At 53.9% G+C, this 18,335-nt stretch carries 17 protein-coding genes; 6 read left to right on the plus strand and 11 right to left on the minus strand.

Annotated features, from left to right (window positions below):
• Positions 1-322 precede the first annotated feature (322 nt).
• The 4 genes from FHS18_RS29285 (at position 323) to FHS18_RS29300 (ending at position 2,912) form a co-directional block, all read left to right on the plus strand.
• Positions 323-1,750: a carboxypeptidase-like regulatory domain-containing protein gene (locus FHS18_RS29285; RefSeq protein WP_183603952.1), complete on the plus strand. Its 1,428-nt coding sequence runs from the start codon at positions 323-325 to the stop codon at positions 1,748-1,750.
• Between the two features lie 11 nt (positions 1,751-1,761).
• On the plus strand, positions 1,762-1,950 hold the full coding sequence (locus FHS18_RS29290) for a paeninodin family lasso peptide (RefSeq protein ID WP_183603953.1): 189 nt from the start codon (positions 1,762-1,764) through the stop codon (positions 1,948-1,950).
• A 288-nt stretch (positions 1,951-2,238) separates the two neighbouring features.
• Complete coding sequence (locus FHS18_RS29295) at positions 2,239-2,544, plus strand: antibiotic biosynthesis monooxygenase family protein (RefSeq protein WP_183603954.1); 306 nt, start codon at positions 2,239-2,241, stop codon at positions 2,542-2,544.
• On the plus strand, positions 2,541-2,912 hold the full coding sequence (locus tag FHS18_RS29300) for a hypothetical protein (RefSeq protein WP_183603955.1): 372 nt from the start codon (positions 2,541-2,543) through the stop codon (positions 2,910-2,912). The genes FHS18_RS29295 and FHS18_RS29300 overlap by 4 nt, the downstream gene beginning before the upstream one ends.
• Positions 2,913-3,219: 307 nt before the next feature.
• Here the strand turns inward: FHS18_RS29300 and FHS18_RS29305 are convergent, their stop codons facing one another.
• The 9 genes from FHS18_RS29305 to FHS18_RS29345 all read right to left on the minus strand — a co-directional run bounded on the left by FHS18_RS29305 (position 3,220) and on the right by FHS18_RS29345 (position 14,606).
• Positions 3,220-5,058, minus strand: coding sequence for a UbiD family decarboxylase (locus FHS18_RS29305; RefSeq protein ID WP_183603956.1), 1,839 nt, complete (start codon positions 5,056-5,058; stop codon positions 3,220-3,222).
• Positions 5,059-5,234: 176 nt separating this feature from the next.
• Complete coding sequence (locus FHS18_RS29310) at positions 5,235-6,659, minus strand: NAD(P)-binding domain-containing protein (protein ID WP_183603957.1); 1,425 nt, start codon at positions 6,657-6,659, stop codon at positions 5,235-5,237.
• A 393-nt stretch (positions 6,660-7,052) separates the two neighbouring features.
• Entirely contained in the window at positions 7,053-7,586 is a 534-nt protein-coding gene (locus FHS18_RS29315) for an NUDIX hydrolase (protein WP_343060730.1), read from the minus strand.
• Positions 7,587-7,712: 126 nt separating this feature from the next.
• Positions 7,713-9,503, minus strand: coding sequence for a stalk domain-containing protein (locus tag FHS18_RS29320; RefSeq protein WP_183603958.1), 1,791 nt, complete (start codon positions 9,501-9,503; stop codon positions 7,713-7,715).
• A 146-nt stretch (positions 9,504-9,649) separates the two neighbouring features.
• Positions 9,650-10,570, minus strand: a complete 921-nt coding sequence (locus FHS18_RS29325; RefSeq protein ID WP_183603959.1) for a hypothetical protein — start codon at positions 10,568-10,570, stop codon at positions 9,650-9,652.
• A 162-nt stretch (positions 10,571-10,732) separates the two neighbouring features.
• Positions 10,733-11,569 (minus strand): carbohydrate ABC transporter permease, encoded by an 837-nt coding sequence (locus FHS18_RS29330; RefSeq protein ID WP_183603960.1) that lies wholly within the window; start codon positions 11,567-11,569, stop codon positions 10,733-10,735.
• Position 11,570: 1 nt separating this feature from the next.
• Entirely contained in the window at positions 11,571-12,464 is an 894-nt protein-coding gene (locus FHS18_RS29335) for an ABC transporter permease subunit (protein WP_183603961.1), read from the minus strand.
• A gap of 81 nt (positions 12,465-12,545) precedes the next feature.
• Positions 12,546-13,874: an ABC transporter substrate-binding protein gene (locus FHS18_RS29340; RefSeq protein WP_183603962.1), complete on the minus strand. Its 1,329-nt coding sequence runs from the start codon at positions 13,872-13,874 to the stop codon at positions 12,546-12,548.
• Between the two features lie 360 nt (positions 13,875-14,234).
• Positions 14,235-14,606: a hypothetical protein gene (locus FHS18_RS29345; RefSeq protein WP_183603963.1), complete on the minus strand. Its 372-nt coding sequence runs from the start codon at positions 14,604-14,606 to the stop codon at positions 14,235-14,237.
• Positions 14,607-14,855: 249 nt separating this feature from the next.
• Between FHS18_RS29345 and FHS18_RS29350 the strand changes: the two genes are divergently transcribed.
• Positions 14,856-15,494 (plus strand): cysteine hydrolase family protein, encoded by a 639-nt coding sequence (locus FHS18_RS29350; protein ID WP_183603964.1) that lies wholly within the window; start codon positions 14,856-14,858, stop codon positions 15,492-15,494.
• An 83-nt stretch (positions 15,495-15,577) separates the two neighbouring features.
• Here FHS18_RS29350 and FHS18_RS29355 read toward each other — a convergent pair whose 3' ends face one another.
• Positions 15,578-16,600: an NAD(P)-dependent alcohol dehydrogenase gene (locus tag FHS18_RS29355; protein WP_246427988.1), complete on the minus strand. Its 1,023-nt coding sequence runs from the start codon at positions 16,598-16,600 to the stop codon at positions 15,578-15,580.
• Positions 16,601-16,824: 224 nt separating this feature from the next.
• On the opposite strand from FHS18_RS29355, the gene FHS18_RS29360 reads away from it, so the two are divergent.
• On the plus strand, positions 16,825-16,992 hold the full coding sequence (locus tag FHS18_RS29360; RefSeq protein ID WP_183603965.1) for a hypothetical protein: 168 nt from the start codon (positions 16,825-16,827) through the stop codon (positions 16,990-16,992).
• 71 nt (positions 16,993-17,063) lie between these two features.
• Here FHS18_RS29360 and FHS18_RS29365 read toward each other — a convergent pair whose 3' ends face one another.
• Positions 17,064-18,299 carry a multidrug effflux MFS transporter gene (locus FHS18_RS29365; protein ID WP_183603966.1) on the minus strand — a complete coding sequence of 412 codons (1,236 nt, stop codon included), beginning with the start codon at positions 18,297-18,299 and terminating at the stop codon, positions 17,064-17,066.
• Between the last annotated feature and the right edge of the window lie 36 nt (positions 18,300-18,335).

Raw genomic sequence — 18,335 nt, forward strand, 5'->3', positions numbered from 1 at the left:
GTCACTCACCTTTGGTCTGATTTCTTCGATTAACGCCTTGCCTCTTCCATAACTTCCCACCCTCTATTCTATCAACGACTAAGCTCTTCGAATAGTTGCAAGTCTTCATTTGAATCCGAGAGATCGATCCCTTCTACACCGTATGAGCACTTAGTCCCTCACGTTCAGGAATTCCTATCACTCTTCCATTTTCTCATATTAATTGTATACATTTTGTATCATTTATAGTACATTAGTTCTACGAAGACGTAAGGATTGAGCCTTATATTCGATTGTTCATCCTTCTTTTGACCTCAACAAAGACACAGGGAGAGTAGACATTATGGGTAATTTTATTCAGTCACGCACCATACTGAAAGGGTTTATACTGATGCTCGCCATCATCGTAGGCGTGTTGGCTCCTCTACAACAAGCAGAGGTACAGGCCCATTCGTCTAGCGGAAGCAGCAGCGGGTACTTGAAAGGAACGGTCACCGGCTTCCAAGGGGCCATTATTGGATCAGATGCGAAGGTCACAATTACGGACGGCAAGAAATATTGGGTGGCTGAGCCCAGCGCGAAGAGCGGAGACTACGAACTCACATTGCCGACTGGCACCTACACGGTAGCCGTATCCGCAACAAATTATGCGACGCAGACGTTCTCGAACGTGAAGATTACGAACAAGAACACGACGAAGCTGGATGCCGCTTTGGCGTGGAAATACGGACAAGTATCCGGCACGGTCACGAACGAATCGAAGCAGCCGATCGAAGGCGCCAAGGTAGTGGTCACAATCGGCAGCAAAACGTATGCCTCTTTTGATACAAATCGTATCGGGAAGTATGCCATTACGCTGTCCCCCGGCACCTATACCCTTACGGTGTCTGCTTCCGGGTACACGGCTAAAGTCTCGAGCAACGTACGTATCGAAGGCAATAAAGCCGTTACGCTCGATACTCAGCTCGTGAAGCAGACCGGAACGTTGACCGGTAAGGTAACGGGTACGAGCAGCGCTGCATTAAAGAATGCCACCGTGTCTATTACGGGGAATGGACAGTCGCTCACGCTTAAGACTGGCGCGGACGGCGTCTATTCGACCAAGCTCTCGCTCGGCGTCTATACGGTTGAATTCCAAGCGGTCGATTACAGCAGCAAGAAAGTAACGAACGTGAAGGTAGAGAGCAGCAGCAAAGCAACCACGTTGAATGCTCAGCTGACTTCCATTCTGGGCGCAATCAGCGGCAAAGTAACGGACGGCAACGGCAAAGCAATCGCAGGCGCAACGGTCACGCTGCCTGAGCTCGGCCTTACCGCGACGACGGACAAGGACGGCAAATACGCATTCTACGGCATCAAGCCAGGCAAGTACAAGGTCGAATTCAACTATGGCGCCATGAAGTCGTCGGCTTCCGTCCAAGTGAATGCATGCAATACCTCCTATGTGAACGGCAAGTTAACGGTTCCGAAGGAAACGGTTGCGCCAAAAACAACGGCCGGCCTGACGCCGGTTAAGCCTGAAGACGGCATCCATATCACGCAGCTTACCGTTACCTTGGAAGCTGCCGACAATGTTGGCGGCTCTGGCGTAAATGCGATCAAATATCGTATTTACACGAGCAAAGGGTGGACGCAATGGATGACGTACACGGGGCCGTTCACGGTCAGTGCGAGTAACACGTACAAAATCGAATACCTAAGCACGGATAAGGCAGGCAATCAGGAAAAGTCGCACACGATCGATTTCCAGAACTGCGGCTGCAGCAATTAATGAGGGAGAGGATGAGTAACATGGAGGACAAACAGATCGAAGGCCGTATCGGGAAGAAGGCATGGACCGCGCCCAAACTGGAGGTGCTGAACGTGAAGGAGACCGAGCACGGCTCCGGCGGCGGCGGATTCTGGGAATTCGTCCTTAGCGGCGATTGCTGGACGCGCAGCTATGTGGAACAAGGTTTGACGGTAAGCTAAAACGTTAAGCCCCCGAGGTACCAAATAACGAGAGAGGCCTGCGGGTATCTAAGTAGCCGCGAGCAGCACTCCTATTGCAAAGAGCCCCGACGATTCCTTCCGATCGTCGGGGTTCTTTTTCATCAACCTAAGATTCGAAGCACATCTGCGACAATGCGCTTTCTGTTGGCGGTTTTTATACTTCTTGTCATGCTTCCCGATATCAGCGGATATCGCATCCAGGCGCTTGACGCTTCAGCGATCCCGACGGTAGGATAATCGTACAACCACCTAACAAGGAGGATGCCCATGTATATCATACATTCTACTTTCATTGTGCCTCCGCATAAAGCGGACGAGGTCATCGGGATCTATCAGAGCCGTTCCGGCAACGTCGATCAAGCGGAGGGATTCGTCAAGTTCCTCCTCTTGCTCAACGAGGCCAAGGCCGGCGAGCTTACGGTACATATGGAATGGGAGAGCAAAGAGGCCTATCTGGCGTGGGTAACCAGTGAAGAGTACAAACAAATCCAAGCGCTCGAGAGACAATATCCCGATCCGGAATTGGCCGGCATTGTCCCGAGAATCGGCAGGTTTATGGTCGTGGCGACATGAGTGACCGCGTGAATCTTACGCAGTACGCCGCCATAATCGAACAAATTACGGCCGGAATCTATGAAGCCTATCCGGAGCTGATGGAACGATTCGGCGAGGCGGGCAAACGCAAATGCATGGAGGATAACGAACACCACTTCCGTTACCTCGAGACCGCTTATGCGCTTAGGCGCCAGCAGACCTTCACCGATTACGCGGCTTGGCTGAACAATATTCTGGAGAAGCGCGGCATGAAGGCTGACCATCTGATCGACAATTTCGAACGGATTGACCGAGCCATCTCCGGCCAGCTAGAGCCCCGCAAGGAACAGGCTTTCCATACCTACTTGCGTGCGGCCATCGATCGGCTGCTCGCCCATGAAGTTTAACGAATTCAAGCAGGTATGAAATGGCAATTTCTCGGCAACATTGAGGATAGGACGTGCACTTGGAAGTGCGTTGGAGCTCCTTGACCAGGGCTTAAGACAAGCTCCATCTCCTTCCGCTAACGTGCAACCTTTGAAGATTGGTGTGTTACACCGGTTCCACCGCAAGGAGCACAAAAGAACCTGCTGCTGCTTTCCCCCAGCGACAGGTTCTTTTTGCTGTACATCTACCGGTCATCCATTATATCGGCTCAAAATGAACAAAGCCGCCTTCCTTGAAGGACGGCGGCTCATAACGGCGCTGCGTTACTTAGGACTTCAATCCACCCAGAACCGCACCCGGCGCGAAGAATCGTTCGATTTTCCGCTGTACGGTTTCATCGGGAATAAGCGGCGGCGCATGATGCGGCTTGATCCGCGCATCGATAATGACGTTGTCGCAATACCAGTGCTTGTTCGCATAACCGCTGTTCACGCCATGAATGTCGTGCGACGGATTGCTGCGGGTAAAGGTCGCCCAAAGGAAGTTGCTCATGTTCTCGCTGAAGAATGCGCTATCGTCGCACAGGATCAACATCGGGCACGTTTCCGTCAACCCTTGCGCTTGCAGCGCTTCCGTCAGCTGGCGGATCCGCGCGTGCTCGGTCGGTTCATCCACATAGCCCGGCCCTTGAATGGCAACGACACCCGGCATAACAAGCCGCGCGCGCCCGAACTCGCCTTCCAGCTTCAATAGCGGCTGCGGAACCTCGCGGCACAGCTCCCTCAACTTATCACCATAAGCGGCGAACACCACCTTGCTCCCGGTGTTCAGCCCCGTACCCGAATAATCGAGCGTATCGATCGTCGTGTTCGTCTGAAAGTGGATGTCGCGGCGCAGATCGATCCGCTCCAAAATATACGCGAGGAACTCCGTCTCGTCATGCGAATCGAGCGGCCGCTCGTTCTCCGCCGTGATGAACAAATATTTGGCCAGGCTCAGCTGCCCTGTCCCGAGAATCCGATTCGCCAGCGTCAGCAGCTCGGTCGGCTGCTTCGCTTGCGCATATGGCGTATACCGCTCGCTCCCGATCGCGAACAGCAGCGGATGGACCCCTGCCGCATCAACGGCATGCACCTCTTGCACGCCAGGGATCTCCTGCTTGATCGCATCCCCGGTCAGCTCATGAATGAGCGCGCCGAAGACCGTATCCTCCTGCGGCGGACGGCCGACGACGGTGAACGGCCAGATCGCGCCTTGACGGGCATAGACATGCTTGATCTTCATAACGGGGAAATCATGGATCAAGCTGTAATAACCCAAGTGATCGCCGAAAGGTCCCTCCGGCTTCGTGTCGGCCGGGTAGATCTCGCCCGTAATGACAAAATCCGCATCGTGGCTGATACATGCGCCGTCTTGATCGTAGCTGTATTGAAAACGCCTTCCGGCAAGGAGTCCCGCGAAAACGATCTCGCTTAATCCTTCCGGCAACGGCATGACGGCAGACAGCGTATGCGCAGGCGGACCGCCGACGAAGATGCTCACTTTAAGCGGCTCGCCCTTCTTGTTCGCCTTCGACTGGTGAACGCCGATGCCCCGATGGATTTGGTAATGTAGGCCGATTTCCCGGTCCATCCCATAGTCGTTGCCGCTTAACTGAACCCGGTACATGCCTAGATTCGAATTCATGATGCCGGGCTTGTCCGGATCCTCCGAGTACACTTGAGGAAGCGTGATGAACGCTCCTCCGTCCATCGGCCAATGCTGAATGAGCGGCAGGTCCGAGATGCGGATTTCTTGCATCCCGGCCGGAACGCCATCGGATTTCTTCTTCGGCAGCGCCTTCGACGCGGCTAGTCCGGTGCCCACATGCTTCATCGGGCTCTTAAGCGCCTTCATCGGATCGCTGCGCAGCGCGATGACATCCCCTGCCTGATCCCATGTGTCGCGGAAAATGAACTTGCTGCGTTCCAACGTACCGAACAAATTCGATACGGCGCGGAACTTCGAGCCTTTCACCTTCTCGAACAAGATCGCAGGTCCCCCTGCTTCATAAACTTTCAGGTGGATCGCCGCCATCTCCAGATGGGGATCCACTTCTTCCGTAATGCGGATGAGATGCCCGTGCTTCTCCAAGTCAAGAATACATTCTTCCATATTGCGATACATGTATGTAAACCTCCAACCCTTTTAAGCCAATAGCTTTATCATACACTTGCCGGGGGTCCGGAGTCGAGTTTTGGCGAAGGGAGAATGAGGCAGAATAGTCTTAAAAAAAGAGAGGCCGCTGCGGCCTCCCCTTCCGTGCTGCCTATAAGATGTAACGGCGGATGAATGCCTGTGCATTAAGAGGAAGATTCCTTCGGCCACTGGCCGACGAACTCAGGTACATCATATTCATAAAATTGCTTCAAGAGCGCGTGTCGGTCATCGTGGAACAGCTCATTGGCAACCGAGGCGACTAGCCGAGGAATGCCGTATTTCATGCCCGACAACGCCGATGCCGAGATCCCGCAGCTGATCAGCGCGGAATAGCTGAACGTAAAGATGCCATGCAGCGGCGCAAAGCCCGATTCATCGCGCGGCGTGAAGGCAAAGCCAGGAGTCAAATACGGATGCGCGTCAATCATCGCATTCGCCTGATGCGCAGGCGCCTGATAGCGGTCGCCCCAGCGGGCGATATGGCTCTCGATCAGCTTCAGTTCCGGACGCAGCGCCGGATCGGTAAGCAGGCCGGTGCTGACGATCAGAAAATCGAAGGTATGCGTACCTGCCGTCGAAGTGACTTCAGCGCCTTCATCCGTCGCCTTAACGCTTAGCCAAGGTGCACCTAGATGAAGCTGAAAGCCGGGCCACGCCGAAGCGCGCTCGAAAGTATCGTTCGTCGGCGGCTGATTATGTTGGAAGAAATGCGCCATGACCTTGTATTTGTCCTCATCCGATAGAACCGGGTACCGCTCGATCATGCCGGAGCCTTCCATCTGGCGGATCGGATTGATTCGCGGAAGTTCCTTCCGCCGTACGAATACATGCGCTTCCGCGACGCCGTTCGCCAGTGCATAGTTGGCATTGTCGAAAGCCGAGGCGCCGCCGCCGAGAACCGCGATCTTCCTCCCATGCAGCGCCGTGAAATCGATCATCTCCGACGTATGCGCATAGAGACTGCGCGGCAGATGATCGGCGATCATAGAAGGCACATGCCATTCGCCGCCGCCCTGAATGCCTGTGGCGAGGATGACCTTGCGGGTGAGCAGCGAGCCGGATGGCACTCCCGCTCCTTCAATGTGCAGACGATGAATGCCATCACTAAGCGGCTCGATCAGCGCTAATTTCGCATTGTTGCGTACCGGCAGCTCAAGCACCTTCCGATACCAACGGAGGTAATTCATCCAATCGCCGCGCGGAATTTTGCCCACTGCCTCCCAGCCTTGCGTCCCGAATTGCGCTTCCCACCAGGATCGGAAGGTTAGCGAAGGCATGCCGAGATCGATCGAGGTCAGATGTTTCGGCGTGCGAAGCGTCTCCATGCGTGCATAGGTTTCCCACGGGCCTTCCCAGCCCTCCGGATTCTCGTCGATCACCAGAATATTCGAAATCCGCTCCCGCAGCAGCCCGAATGCGGTGCCTAGTCCGCTCTGTCCGCCGCCGACGATGACGACGTCATACACATGCCCTTCGGGATGTTCCGCCGGCTTCAGCCAGTCTGCTCCGCCGTAGGCTAGATAGGAAAGATCCAATTTCACGCGTTCGTTCAATGCCTCTAAGCTCATGTGTACCTCTCCCTTTCCAATCGCTTCATCATTCGCGCCAATCGAAGCTCGCAGCTCCCGATTGCGGGAAGTTCGCGTTCTGTAGTCCGCCCCCATGTAACGACGTTCGTGAATGTCAGATAATCTAACATATTTACTTATTCCTATCCTATTCCCCGCCATCGTTCATTTCAATGTACAAGTGCATGAATTGTGACTTGTTCTAAAATTGCTACCTCAATTTGTACATCGTGCCTTTCCTAGTAGTCAGGATGGCAAGGGATAGGACCACTCTTAACGTAACGAGAGGCATGTGATTGGCGGCAAATAGCAAGAGGTACGCATGACAAAGAGCGCCGTTTTCGATGACGACGCTGTTTGAGGAATGTATGGTTTGGTTGTCGGTGATGTTATTCACCGCAGCGATTCGAACAAAGATATTGCATGCGCATGCTGAAGAATCGTCCGATCCCGTACGAGCATGAACAAGGTGGAGTAGTCCGCGCAATTCTCGATCGAGTGATCCATCGCGGTTACTGCCAATTCGAGCGTCATCCATTGGATGACCAGCCCGAGCCGCTGTTCGCTCGCCGTGAGCTGCGTTGCGCCGGATTGACGAAGCGCTCGCGCTATATAGCAATAGGAGTATTGCATGAACGCATTCCGCGCCTTATGCTCCTCAATATAACCGATCGCCTGAATAATCTCCGCCTCGTATCCGGTTTCTTCCTTAATTTCGCGCAAGAAAGCCGCCTGTGGATCTTCCCCAGGATCCACGCCGCCGCCCGGCAATTTATAGAGGTCCTTACGCCCCACATGCATCATCGCCACGTTCAACTCGTCGTCGACCAAGATTCCTCTAGACCCGTAGCGAGATACCGCCTCCACGTATTCCGAGGTACCGCCGTCAATATCTGCGTCTGTTATTCTTCTAATGACTTTGATCACTACTCGCTCCTCCCATTTTATGGTCATATCTCTTAAACGACGCACCAGTAAAGTTAGATTGCCCCTATAATAAATGCAAGGGCAGCCTCTTTGATGATCGGCTGCCCTTGCGTTCATGTTGCTACGTTATTGTTCCGTTCGAATATCGACGGTTTGCGTCGCGACATCCCAAGTCACGGCTGCATTCAGCGTCTCCAAGATCATGCGAAGCGGAACCATGGTCGTCCCGTTCCTCACTTGCGGCGCAACCTCCAACGCCTTGGCTTTGCCGTTGACGACGGCTGTCTTGCTGCCTACCGTCAAGCGTATCTTACTGCTGCCTTTCGTTAAGGTAATGGCTGCCGTAGCCGGATTCCACTCCAATTTCACGCCGGCCTTCTCCATTAACCCGCGAAGCGGAATTAGCGTAACGCCGTTCGTTACGATCGCCGGCTGGGTCAGGACGACAGGCGATCCGTTGAGCAACACCGATACCGGCGAGATAGACGGACGGAATACACGAATCTGACTGCTCGTCCAGACGATAATGTCGTAATTCGGGGCGGTCATCCACAGCGCATAGGGGGGCGCCGTGAACGTTACATTCCCGACAGGCGCCCAGTTTGCCGTCGATGGCGCCGCTTTATAGACCCAGGATTGATCATCCGGTGTTGCGTTTGCACTGCGGTAGAATCGGTCGAACGCCGTGAACTGATGCTCGCTCCACTTTACATTCGGACCGGAGACAAGCCCAAGGGATGCCGCCGACTTGCTTGCAGGCTGATAATTCGCGCGCCGCGAAGTCACTTTTCCATCAGAGCGACTGACCGTATACATCGCGTTGTCGCCTTCCACGAACAGAAACTTGCCGTCGGCCGAATAGCCGGACACCCGGTATTGGGTTTCGCCCAGCTTCAACTGCCAGCGCTTCGCGCCTTTCTCGTCCAGCGCGGTGACATACCGTGTATACGCACCGCCGTAATCATTGCTATCCACGGCATCAATGAAGGTCCAGCCGAACGGGTCGGTCTCCGTCTCCACCATGTTCCAAGGCCCGGATGCCGCTTGATAGGACCAGAGCTTCTTGCCGTCAACCGTGGAGAAGGCGGCGAACATATCCGAGAAGCTATTGCCGACGACAACACGGTCGTCCTGGAAATTCAACGCATCGGTGGAGTTCTCGAATTGCGCCGACCAAAGGAGCTTACCTTGAACGTCAAACGATAAAATCCGATACTGATCATCACCGATCATGCTGCACATCTGGCTTGCGTAGCATCCTGTCCATGCATACAAATGGCCGTCAGGACCTTGTACCGGAGGAGCGAATATCGCATCCGAGGACCAGTCCGCCGGGATCTCCGACGTTTTCTTCCATAACAGGCTTCCCGAGGCGGATACCGCATACAAAGATGCCCCGTTAACGATGTAGATTCGCCCCGCATCATCAATGGAAACGTTGGTATCATCGATATAGTCCAACCCCAGCTTCGATTGGGTATTGAATGTCCCCAGGACTGCGCCATCTTTGGGCCGGATTGTGAGGAACCGGTCTACGCGGTGATCGAAGCCTGGCGCCGAGTCGTGGACAACAAGCTTCTCGCCTTGCGTGTGCACATTAAATATCGCCCCGCTTCGCTTCCATACGATGGTGCCGTTGCGGCTCAGAAGACCAATCTCCATAAATCTGCCGGTTCCGGAAAAGACGGGCACTTTGCCGTAGAGCACGGATCCGTCCGCGTATGCATGGAGCACCGCAAGCGAAGGATCGTATTCGCCGATCGAAGCAGTTCCGAAAGTCCAAGCAGATTGGTATCCTTGCGAGGATTGCAGACCGACGGCTAACGAAGGCGCTGCAGATACGGCTCCGCCCCCTGCCGACAGCAGACCAAGAATGACAAGCAAAGTAATAAATTTGGATGATGCAGAATGAACCAAGATGTCCAAGCCCCCAGTGCAGAAATTTCAATTCACATCCATACAGTTTAGCAAAGGAAATTTCTAACCTGAAGGTAATATTTGGTTATCCGTAAAAACGTAAAGGCAACCGATCCGCCGACCGGTTGCCTTACGTCATCGCGATTCTATTGCGCCGCTTGAACCGCCGCCCAATCGTCCACGATCTTCATTTCCTCCCCGGCAATCCGGAGTTCGTGCGTCTGTTGCTTGCTGTCGCGAAGCTCATAAGAGAATTGTTTCCCCTGTCCATCGTAGCCCTTGGCGATGACCTTTACCGTGCCCAGATCGATCGACTCCTCGTACTTCTTGAGCGCCTGATCGACTGCCGCTTTCGTCTCCGCATTGTCGTCGTACATGCCCAGATGCAGCGCCAGGCTTTCCGTGTCCTTCTCCAGCAGCGCCTGCACGTAACGCTCAACCTCGAGCATTGCATATGGATATTGGCCGATGAGCGGCGAGTCGTATAAGGTTACCCGCTTGGCATCATCGCGAATGTTCGCCATCCCTTGCGACTTGGCATACTCCACTTCGAACGGCAGGACTCGCGCTTTGCCATCTTTATTCCCTTCGATTGCATAGCGTTCGATAAAGTACTCGTCGTTCTGCTCATTGGCTTCGAAGCGCAGCGTCAGCTCATCCAGGCTGTCGAAGTACAATTGGAAGCCTTCCAGCACCTTGGCCATATCCGCTTCCGTATACTCATTCTCCGCCGGAGCCATCAGGAGGGATAACGCCGCGGTATCCTTCTTCTTCAGCGCCGCCAAAAACTTCTCGCCGTCCTTCGCGGACACTTCCTCTAAGGACTGCGTTTCGTCTTCCGACGGCTCGGTCGCACCTGGATCAACGACCGAATCGGCCGGCTCCTCCGACGGCGTCGGCTCCGAGACCTCATTAGACGGTTGCGAGCCTTGATTATCCGCAGCCGGTGCGGTTTCTTCAGGCGGCGAGTCCTCCTTGTCCTTGCCGCATCCTGCCAATGCCGTCATGAACGTAACCGAAATAGCGACGATGAGCGTTGCCTTCTGCATGCGTTTCCCGAGTATCACCTTATTCATCCCCTTCCGAGATTAGGAATCGGTCATTGCTGCATGCCAAGTCTCGCAACTTGAGACGCAAACCAATGACATCGCTACATAGACGACCCAGCCTCCCGAAAGGTTACGCAAAACGGCGCATATTTTTCCTTTTTAACCCAAATTTAACCTGCGCTATCCTTTCACCGCACCTGCCGTCATGCCATCGATAAAATACTTCTGGAAGGCGACGAACAGGATGAAGATCGGAATGATCGAGAAGAACGAACCGACGACCAGGAGATCATAGTTGTTGCCGTATGGCGTGAGCAGCGTCTTCAGACCGATCGGCAGCGTGAACTTGCTCGGATTGCTCAAGACCATGAACGGCCACAGCAGGTTGTTCCAGCTGCCCATCGCATTGAGGATGCCCATGGCCGCGAAAGCCGGTTTCATGACAGGGAGGATCAGGCGCAGATAGATGCCGTATTCGCTCGCGCCGTCGACGCGTCCGGCCGCAATCATCTCCTTCGGCACACCAAGTAAGTACTGCCGGAAGAAGAAGATTGTCGAAGCGTTCGCAATGCCTGGCAGGATAATTGCCGAGTAGGTATTCATCATACCGAGGTTGAAAATCAACCGGTAGAGCGGCAGCAGCAAAATTTCGAACGGCACCATCATGATCAAGAGCACGCAGATGAACAAGAACGTTTTTCCTTTGAACTCATAAGCGGCGAATCCGTATGCGACGGTGGCGCTGATGATTAACGTCAGGACGACCTGCAGAATGGTCAAGAACATCGAATTGAAGAACCAAGTGAAATAATCGTTATTGCCCGAGAACAGGAAGGCGTAGTTATCCAGGCTCATGACGGAGAAGTCCAACTTCAAGTTCAGTCCGTAACGGATCAGTTCCTTGCCCGGCTTGAAGGACGCGAGCGCTATCGCGTAGAACGGAAGCAGCACCAACAAGCTGAGTAAGCTGAAGAAGACAAGGAGAAGAATTTTGCTAAAGCGTGCCCTTCTTTCCATCTTAGGACTCCTTCCTGAACAAGCCGGATAAGGCCAGCTGCGTAAGATTGATGATCATCGTGACGAGCAGCAGCACCAGGCCGACCGTCGCCGCGAAGCCGAGATTGTTCTTCTCGATCCCTTGCCGGTAGAGGTAGCCGATGATGGTCAGACCGATATTCTGAGGCGAATTGTTGCCATTCCACAGCATCAGGCTCTCGACGAACATGGCCATGCCGGCATAGATGCTGATCGTAAGCACATAGACCGTCGTCGGTTTGAGCAGCGGCACCGTGATGGTCCAGAATTTCTGGAAGGTCGAAGCCCCGTCGATCGAAGCCGCTTCATAGTAGTCCTCCGGAATGTTCTTCAGCCCTGCGAGAAAATAGAGGATATTCACTCCCGTCCAGCGCCAAGCCGCCAGCGACAGCAGCGCGACAAAGCCGGTCGTATGCCCCTTCAGAAACTTGATCGGCTCGACCCCGAACAGCCCGAGCAGACTGTTGATCAGCGACCCTTCCATCTCTCCGAACATGAGGCGGAAGATCGTGCCCGCTACGACCACGGAGGTCAGCGCCGGGAAGAAGAAGACCGATTTGAACAGCTCGCGACCCCACATGAACTTGGCATTGATCAGGACGGCGAACATCATCGGGAACGGAATAAGAATCGCGAGCGTCAGTACCGTATAGATGACGCTGTTCATGACGGCCTTAAGGAACATCGAGTCGTCGATCAGCTTCGCGTAGTTATCGAAACCGACCCACTGCGCCGACTGTCCGAGCATGACCTTCTGGAAGCTCATCTCGACGGAACTGGCGAGCGGATAGAGCCAGAAGATCAAGAAGACGAGCACGAACGGCAGGACAAAGACATAAGGGGCAACCTTTTGCGAATAAAGAAAGCGCTTGACCACTATTCAGCCCTCCTCCGATTTGAAAATAAAGCTACCCTCGAAGAGCAAGGGTAGCTGATCAGCCAAGTTCGAACAAATGGTCTACTTCAATTGCTGCTCGATTTGGCTCTGTGCCTCGTTAATCGCTTCCGTTACATCGGCGTCGCTCTCGAAGATTTCGTTCAGCGTCGTCGTATTGAGCACATTGTTGAGCGTCGGCGAGGATGGCGTCGACTTGATGAGCGAGATGCCGTCCTTGATCTCGCTCAGCACCTCGAACGGATTGTTCTGGAAGTATTGCACGAACTTGTTGTCCTTGTTATGCGTAACCTCGTCCATCGTCCACACTTCGGTGTTGACCGGGTCAAAGCCGAGCGTATTCCAAATGTTGATATTCGCGTCCAGCGTAAGCTTCGCGTAGGCAAGGAAGTCCTTGGCCAGCTGCACGTCTTTGGCCTGCTTGGTCACGACCGTGCCCGTACCGCCGCCGCCGTAGGAAGTCGGCATGCCAGCTTCGATGACCGGAATCGGCGCGATCGCGATCTTGCCGCTTAAGTCCGGCATGTAGTTAACGAAGCGGGACATGAACCAGAACGGCATCATGGCGCTTGCATACTTCCCGCTGTTGAATTCGCCGTAAGCTTCTTCCGTATCGGGTTGTCCGCCGGCAACCGTCGCAAGGACGTTGCTCTTCTGCAGGTCCTTCAGTATGCTAAGGCCCTTGATCATTTCCGGCGAATTAACGACCGGTTTGCCCGAATCATCCGTGAAATCCTTGCCTTGCTGGGCGAGCATCATCGACATCTGCCAACCTGCGCTCGTGTCCGCCGTTCCCATGTAATCGCCCGTCTTCTCGTAGACTTGAATGCCTGCCTTCTTGTAATCGTCCCACGTGACGATCGACTTGTAATCTACGCCTGCTTCTTCCAGAATCTCCGTGTTATAGAAAGCTACAGCGGCGCCGACGTGCGTAGGAAGCCCATACACCGTGCCGTCTTTCGTATACAAATCCAACCGCGACTTGACGATGGAATCCTTATAAGGCTCCACCACATCGTTCAGCGATTCCAGCTGCGGCGTGCCATTCAGGAAGTCCGGGAATTTGCCGACCTCGATATCCGAGATGTCCGGCGCGCCTTGGCCGGTCTGCAGCGCGATGGAGAGCTTGTTATGCATGTCGTCATAAGGCATGACGGATACTTCCAGCTTGATTTGACGATCGGGATTGGCTTCGTTCCACTTCTTCAGCATCGATTGAAAATGTTGGCCGTGCAGTTCAACGAACGTCCAATATTTTAGCGACGTTGCCTGCTCTCCTGCGCCATCGTCCATCACGGACGTCGTAGCGCCTGTTGACGAATTGTCATTGCTGCAGCCGAACAGTCCAGCCGCCATGCTAATCATCGTCAAACCCATCAACCATTTCTTCATACGGTAACCTCCCTTTTCTGATCGAGCATTCTCCTGCTTCTGCCTGAATGCATGCCTCGAGAAAGTCCACAAAACATCGGTAACAAACGATATCAGATTCGTATTTTAGTTATTAATACAATTGTTATCCGGTTATCGTTTACCTTCAATGACAAATATAAGCGCTTTCAAAAAGGTTGTAAAGTGCTAATTTTGTAAAAATAAGTTAATGCCATTTACTATTTGATTTCCTAATTTGTTATGTCGTTAACTAATTTAGGAACGAAAATCTAGCATGTCCAACACGAATAAGACTACCGGCCGATTCGTCCGGTAGTCTTGTCGAAATATGGCTTTGATCCTCCGCCTGGCGCTGCGCCGTTACAGATCGATAAACGTTTTGTTTAGTTCTTGCTGCGTAAATCGGTGGACAGCAACCGGAACGCCATTACGGTTCTTACCCCATGCGGACACGAGTACGTTCTTATTGCGGACGATAAACTGCACTTCGAATTGGAAGAGGTCGGCGACGACCAGATCGACCACGCTGGACGAACCCGGGTTCAATGTCAGCGTTCGCGAGTCAACCAGCACTTTCGCCCCGTTGAGCCGAAAGAGGCGTACCGTAACCGTCGTTCGCCGCGATCCGTTATTTAATACTTTAGCAAACACAACCCGAGAGAGCCCCGGGAGCGTGTCCAATCGGATCGCATTCTCGACGGGACCCGTGGAGTACTTGATGCCAATAGCCATACCATCACATCCTTACTTTATGGGATGCTAAAGCATATGTAGCTCCCATCGGAAAGGTATGGTCGATGGCTTAGATTTCATAGATTTCATAGATGACATAGATTCCTTCCCAAGTTTTCTTCGTATTCCAGTCTGCCTCAACTGGCTTCCCAATCGCGCAAGTTGTAATAATAACGACAGCCCAATGGAAAAATACCCATATAAAGCCTGATCGATCAAGGCTATCCTAAGATAAGCAGGTGAAGAGGCTTGGAGAAATTGAATGCGAACTTAGACCAGAAGAAGTCGGCCGTGATTGTGGTGGACGTGCAAAATGACTACTGCCATCCCGATGGGGCAATCGCCAAACTCGGTATTGATGTCAGCGCCGTGAAGACCATGATGCCGAACCTGCATAACCTGTTAGCCTCTGCGCGCGAGCATGGCGTCCCGATTATTTTCCTGCAGACGAACCATGAAGCGGCAACCGATTCGGAGGTGTGGGTATCGCGCTTCCAAGACGGCAAGAACCCGATCTGCCATACGGGCAGCTGGGGAGCGGAATTCTACGAGGTGGCTCCGCTGCCGAACGAAACCGTGGTCAACAAGCATCGGTACAGCGGGTTTATTCATACGCGGCTCGCATCGGTCTTGCAAACGATGAAGATCGAAACGTTGATCATGACCGGCGTAAGCACGAATCTGTGCGTCGAATCTACCGCAAGAGACGGGTTTATGCTGGATTATCGTATCGTGCTCGTGCAAGATGCCTGCGCGGCCTTCTCGCAAGCCGAACACGACATGACCGTCAAGACAGTCGGTACTTATTTCGGCATGGCGGCAGGATCGCAAGAGCTCATAACCTTCTGGCAGCAGACGAACAAGACGCCTCAGCTCGTCACCACCTAGCAGAACGAAGAGGAACGGCAAGCCTTCAGAGGGCTGCCATTCCTTCCGTTGTACTAGTCGAGCTGGCGCGAATGCGCGTCTGACTAGTTCTTTATTCGCACGACCACTTTCCCCTTCGCTGCGCCTTCACCAAGATACCGGAGCGCTTGATCCGCTTCGCTGAGCGGGAAGCACCTATCTACGACAGGCGTAACTTGAGCTTTCTCGACAAGCTCCTTCCAGACCAGTTGATCGTCATGATTCGGTCGATGGACAAGTATCGTGAGCTGCTTCTTGTGGAACCGCGCGCTCAGCGGCGATACCACCAGCGTCTGAAGAAGCCGGGGCATCGGTCCGCCTACCATGACATAGATGCCGCCAGGCTTGAGCGCGCGCTGAATGGATCGAACCGAGTGATTCCCGACGACATCCAGAATGAGATCGTAGCGAATTCCTTGCTTCGTAAAATCATCCTGCTCATAATTCAGGACATGGTCCGCCCCGATCGCAAACATCGTCTCCCATTTGGCGCCGCTATCCACGCCCGTCACTTCCGCCCCGATCCACTTGCAATACTGAATCCCGAACGTGCCGACTCCGCCGCCTGCTCCATTAATAAGCACCTTATCGCCCTTCTTGAGCCGGCCTTTGTTGCGCAGTCCTTGCAAGGCAAGCACGGCGGCCTGAGGAATCGCCGCGGCCTGCTCGAAGCTGATACCGGCAGGTTTCAAGGTCAATGCCGCTTCGCGGGCGCATACATATTCCGCGAATCCGCCCCAATTGCAGCCCGACAGATCCCCGAATACTTCGTCTCCCGGCCGGAACCGCTTAACGGCGGCTCCAACGGCAACGACCGTACCCGCAATATCCGCCCCCAGAATACGATAGCGGGGCTTACGAAATCCGCCGAGGCGGGTGATGTACGGCTTCCCCCGCAAAAGGTCCCAATCCCAGGAGTTGACCGAGGCAGCGTGAACGGCGATCAGCAATTCATCTTCTCCGGGCGAAGGAACCTCGACTTCTTCCAGCCTCAGCTCTTCCGTCGTTCCATAGCGGTCGTAAACCATGGCTTTCATTGTACGCTGCCCTGTGCCAAGCTCGCTTGCCTCTTCTATGTTCCGGCTCATGCTCATCCTCCGATCGATTCTAGTATTTCGTTATTATCACCCTATACCGTTTCGGAGCAAATATGAAGCGAATCCCGCCTTTCTTAACAATTTTTTACCAATCGACCATTCACGGCGGCTGGCCAAGCCGATAAATATACCCTAAATGCGGTATAGGAGCATCGAGTAAAAACAGCTACGATAGGATTGACTGAAGTTAACAGCAGGAAAAGGAGGCATGCAGCATGACGGAAGAAGTCAAACCAGTATTGAACGAAGAGGCTGCTGAACAGAAACAACCGGAGATCGAAGATATTCCCGAGACGCTTGAGCGCGAGGATATGGAGAATGTTCAAGGCGGCTGGGGTGCCGCGGGCGGCAAACAATCAAGACCGAAGGTTCGCACCGCTTAGTCATCACGCTTCATATACGTATAGAAAAAGGCGATCTGTCTAACCGACAGATCGCCTTTTTATTTGCGCCGCTATGTGGACGACTTAGCCGTCGCCGAATTATGCTGCGCCATCGCCCCTCTTGGCTTGCGGGCAAGCCCGAAGAACGCGAGCAGCGCAAGCAGGCTCGTGGACAGGATGATGACTCCCATCGGAACCGCGGAATTCTCCCCCGCCACGCCGACGAGCGGTGACGTGCAGGCGCCGATGACGAAAGGCAGCAAGCCCAGCAAGGCGGCTGCGCTGCCGGCACGGCTGCTCTGCGAGCCCATCGCCAATACGAAGGACGCCGTAGCGGTCATACCGATGGACGCAACGAAGAAGAACAACGGAATGACCAATGCCAGCAAAGGCCCCTTCAACAGGATGACGATCAATGCCGTGAGACTGGATGTGCAAGCGAGCAGCAACCCGATCAAGACGAACTTGCGTTCCGAGACCGATTTGCTCAGCAGCCCAACCGCTTGAGAGCCGATAATCAGGCTGATGCCGTTGGAAGCGAATAACAGAGCGAACAGCTGCGGAGAAGCGCCGTAAATATTCTGATAGACGAACGGCGTTCCCGACACGTAGGCGAACACGCCGCCGATCATAATGCCTTGCGCCAGCGCATAGCCGACAAACTGCCGGTCTTTCAGCAGCATTTGAATGCCGCTGAGCAGCTCCCCGAAGTTGGCCGGTACCCGATTCTCGGCAGGCAGCGTCTCCTTCAGGTTCGTCGTGGCGACGATCGCGAGCAGCAAGCCGACAATGCTCAGGACGAAGAACACGCCGACCCATGTCGTGAACGAGATGACGCCGCTGCCGGCCATCGGCGCGATCATCGGGAACAAGTTGTTAACGAGCATGAGCAGGGAGAAAAATTTCGTTAATTCCGTGCCGCTATATACATCGCGCACGATGGCCCGGGAGATAACGATTCCCGCGGAAGCCGCGAAGCCTTGCACGAATCGGGCGGCGATAAACCAATAAATATTCGGGGAGACGGCGCAGGCGAATGAAGCAGCCAGATAGAAAAGAAGCGAAATAATAACCGGATTGCGCCGCCCGAACACGTCGCTTAACGGTCCCATAATGATCTGACCCGCGCCTAATCCGATGAGGCATGCGGTCAAACTCAGCTGAACGAGCGAAGCCTGGGTACCGAAGTCGTCGGCGATCTGCGGGAAGGACGGCAAATACATATCGATCGTAAGCGGGCCAAGCGCCGAGAAAGCGCCGAGCAGCAGCACTAGTCGGAGGCGGTCAAACTTGTTGGACACAGACATGGTTTCCATTCTCCTAAACGATTCTATATTTTATCC

The organism is Paenibacillus phyllosphaerae (genome assembly GCF_014192105.1).
GTDB classification, from domain to species: Bacteria; Bacillota; Bacilli; order Paenibacillales; family Paenibacillaceae; genus Paenibacillus_Z; species Paenibacillus_Z phyllosphaerae.

Excerpts from the sequence above, each read along its gene's own strand:
- FHS18_RS29285 (WP_183603952.1), top strand. The coding sequence starts at position 323 with ATGGGTAATTTTATTCAGTCACGCACCATACTGAAAGGGTTTATACTG.
- FHS18_RS29290 (WP_183603953.1), top strand. The coding sequence starts at position 1,762 with ATGAGTAACATGGAGGACAAACAGATCGAAGGCCGTATCGGGAAGAAG.
- FHS18_RS29295 (WP_183603954.1), top strand. The coding sequence starts at position 2,239 with ATGTATATCATACATTCTACTTTCATTGTGCCTCCGCATAAAGCGGAC.
- FHS18_RS29300 (WP_183603955.1), top strand. The coding sequence starts at position 2,541 with ATGAGTGACCGCGTGAATCTTACGCAGTACGCCGCCATAATCGAACAA.
- FHS18_RS29305 (WP_183603956.1), bottom strand. The coding sequence starts at position 5,058 with ATGTATCGCAATATGGAAGAATGTATTCTTGACTTGGAGAAGCACGGG.
- FHS18_RS29310 (WP_183603957.1), bottom strand. The coding sequence starts at position 6,659 with ATGAGCTTAGAGGCATTGAACGAACGCGTGAAATTGGATCTTTCCTAT.
- FHS18_RS29330 (WP_183603960.1), bottom strand. The coding sequence starts at position 11,569 with ATGGAAAGAAGGGCACGCTTTAGCAAAATTCTTCTCCTTGTCTTCTTC.
- FHS18_RS29340 (WP_183603962.1), bottom strand. The coding sequence starts at position 13,874 with ATGAAGAAATGGTTGATGGGTTTGACGATGATTAGCATGGCGGCTGGA.
- FHS18_RS29345 (WP_183603963.1), bottom strand. The coding sequence starts at position 14,606 with ATGGCTATTGGCATCAAGTACTCCACGGGTCCCGTCGAGAATGCGATC.
- FHS18_RS29355 (WP_246427988.1), bottom strand. The coding sequence starts at position 16,600 with ATGAGCCGGAACATAGAAGAGGCAAGCGAGCTTGGCACAGGGCAGCGT.
- FHS18_RS29360 (WP_183603965.1), top strand. The coding sequence starts at position 16,825 with ATGACGGAAGAAGTCAAACCAGTATTGAACGAAGAGGCTGCTGAACAG.
- FHS18_RS29365 (WP_183603966.1), bottom strand. The coding sequence starts at position 18,299 with ATGTCTGTGTCCAACAAGTTTGACCGCCTCCGACTAGTGCTGCTGCTC.